We start from the raw sequence: 2,602 nt of genomic DNA, 5'->3' as shown, positions 1-2,602 counted from the left end.
TACGCCACCCACGACGCCACCCACGACGACACCCACGACGACACCCACGACGACACGCACGACACCGCGCACGACACCGCCGCCGCAGCCGCGGTCGACACGCTGCTGCGGATGACCGACCCGGTCGTCGCCCTCGCGATGCGTCGCCGGCCGCGGACGATCGAGACCGGCCGCTGCGCGGTGCTCTACCCGGCCGTCGCCGAGGCGGCGCGCCGCGTGGGCGCGGACGCGATCGGGCTGGTCGCGGTGGACGGTTCGGCGGGGCTCGACCTCCACGTCGACCGCGTGGGCATCCACTACGACGACGGGCGGTCGCTGGGCGACCCGTCGTCGCCCGTGCAGCTGACGGCCGCCGTCGTGGGCGACCGGCCCGTCCCGCAGCGCGCGCTGCCTGAGGTCGTGGCACGGGTCGGGGTCGACCGCGACCCGCTCGATCCGTCCACTGCGGACGATGCCCGCTGGCTGCAAGCCTGTGTCCCACCCGATCGACCGGACGAGGCCGCGCGACTCCGGGCGGAGATCGCGGTGGCGGCGTCGGCGCCCACGGAGCTGCTGCGCGGGGAGGCCGTCGACCTGCTGCCCGAGGCCGTCGCCCGGGTGCCCGCGCACGCCCTGCCCGTCGTCGTGACGACATGGGCGCTGTCGCGGCTCACCCTGGAGGGGCGGCTCCGCTTCCTCCACCGGCTCGACGAGGTGGCGGCGGGCAGGGCGGTGGCGTGGGTGTCCGCGGAGGGGGTCGGCGTGGCGCCGGCGGTCCCGACGCTCGGCGACCGCCGCGCCTCCGGCCACAGCATCGTAGGCCTGACGATGTTCGACGGGGCGACCGTGCGCGCCGAGGCGATCGGCCGCTGCTGGTCGCGGGGCCGCATGCTCTCCTGGCTCGCCCCCTAGCAGGCCCCGAGCCGCCAGCTCATCGTGACGGTCGTGCCGTTCGCGCGGTGCACCGTGGCGACGGTGTCCGCCAGGACCTTCATCAGCGGACGCCCGCGCCCGCGCAGGTGCTCCGCCGGATCCGGTGTGCGCCAGCGACCCTCGTCCGTCACCACGACGGTGAGCTCGTCTCGCACACACCGCGCCGTGATCTCGACCGGCCCGCCGCGGCCCGCCGAGTAGGCGTGCTCGGCCGAGTTCGCCAGCGCCTCGTACGCCGCGAGCACCAGGTCCTCCTGGCGCTCCGCCGACAGCGCGGTGCCGTGCGCCCACCGGGACAGGGTGTGCCGCAGCCCGACGAGCCGGGCCGGCGTGACCCAGAGACGGACGTGCAGGTCCTCGGGTCCCTCCCGCCCGGGGGTCACGAGGCCGCACCGCCGGCGTGGTGGACGTAGATCAGGGCGACGTCGTCGTCGTGCGTGTCGCCGGTGAGCTGCGCGACGAGGTCGTCGCAGGTCTCGGCGGTGAGCGGGCGCGGCAGCTCGGTCACCGACTCCAGCAGCCACTGCATGCCCTGGGTGAGGTCCCGGCTGCGGCTCTCCACCAACCCGTCGGTGTAGAGCAGCAGGTCGTCGCCCCGGCGGAAGTCGGTGGCGCGTTCGGGGAACACCGTGCCCACGCCGAGCGGCTGCGCGAGTGCCTCACCGATCTCCTCGACCGTGCCGTCGGCGCGGCGCAGGACGGCGGGCAGGTGCCCCGCGTTGGCGTAACGCAGCACGTCGCCCGGGGTGTGCACCGCGTAGAAGCAGGTGACGAAGGTGCTGTCGGCGAACCGGCTCAGCACCGACGACGCGTGGCGCAGCACGTCCGTCGGCGGCAGGCCGAGCAGGGCGTAGGCGCGGATCGCGGTCCTGACCTGCCCCATCACCGTGGCGGCGGTGACGCCGTGCCCCACGACGTCCCCGATCACGAAGGCCGTACCGCCCGCTTCGAGGGGGATGACGTCGAACCAGTCGCCGCCGATCTTGGAACCGGTCGCGGCGGGCAGGTACCGGGCGAGCAGCTCCAGCCCGCCCACCTCCGGCACCTCGGGCAGCATGCTGCGGGAGAGCTCGCGCGCGAGGTTGCGCTCCCGGTCGAAGAGCCGGGCGTTGTCCAACGCGATCGCCGAGTAGCCCGCGATCCCCTCGGCCAGGTACTCGTGGCGCTCGGTGAACCGGGCCTGCTCGGGATGGCCGAAGAAGAACCCGCCGAGCACCTCGCCGGTGGTCGGGCTGACCACCGACACCGCGAGGTAGCTGCGCACGGGCAGGTGCCCCTCGGGCATCCCGTGGTAGGGCGCGTTGTGGCCGAACCGTCGGTCCACGGTGATGTCGGGGCTGCGCACGGTGCCCTTGCCGTCGAAGGTCGGGGCGAAGACCTCGGTGTTGCGCGGCATGGGGAACCGCTCGAAGGCCGCCCGCGGCACCCCGGACAGGGTGTAGAGGGTGTAGGACTCGCCGAACTGGTTGACCAGGTTGTAGAAGAACGCCCCGAACGCGGCCCCGACGGCCGTGGTCGCGGCGTCCGTGGCCTCCTGCACGATCAGGTCGAGGTCGAGCTGCGCGGTCAGCCGCCTGCCGATCGAGTGCAGGACGTCGATGACCGCGGCCTCGGCGCGCAGGGCCCCGACCACGCGCTGGAGGCCGCCGGTCGCCGCGGCGACGGCCTCGGCGGCGCGCAGGTGGCTGCG

Annotated in this window: 3 protein-coding genes; 1 reads left to right on the top strand and 2 read right to left on the bottom strand. The window is 74.6% G+C overall.

All coding sequences use genetic code 11. The annotated features are described in order from the left end of the window. Positions 1–891 (top strand): DUF2332 domain-containing protein (locus H5J29_RS28805; protein ID WP_246394432.1); only part of this gene is annotated, 891 nt, incomplete at its 5' end. Here H5J29_RS28805 and H5J29_RS28800 read toward each other — a convergent pair. Both H5J29_RS28800 and H5J29_RS28795 read right to left on the bottom strand, forming a co-directional pair. Next, positions 888–1,295, bottom strand: a complete 408-nt coding sequence (locus tag H5J29_RS28800) for an ATP-binding protein (protein WP_181784123.1) — start codon at positions 1,293–1,295, stop codon at positions 888–890. The two genes, H5J29_RS28805 and H5J29_RS28800, sit on opposite strands and share 4 nt — an antisense overlap. Beyond that, the coding region (locus H5J29_RS28795) for a PP2C family protein-serine/threonine phosphatase (protein WP_181784122.1) at positions 1,292–2,602 on the bottom strand (1,311 nt) is incomplete at its 5' end. The genes H5J29_RS28800 and H5J29_RS28795, both read right to left, overlap by 4 nt.

The sequence above is a fragment of the Pseudonocardia pini genome (assembly GCF_013870575.1).
Lineage (GTDB): Bacteria > Actinomycetota > Actinomycetes > Mycobacteriales > Pseudonocardiaceae > Pseudonocardia > Pseudonocardia pini.
This window is presented reverse-complemented; position numbering and strand designations above follow the sequence as displayed.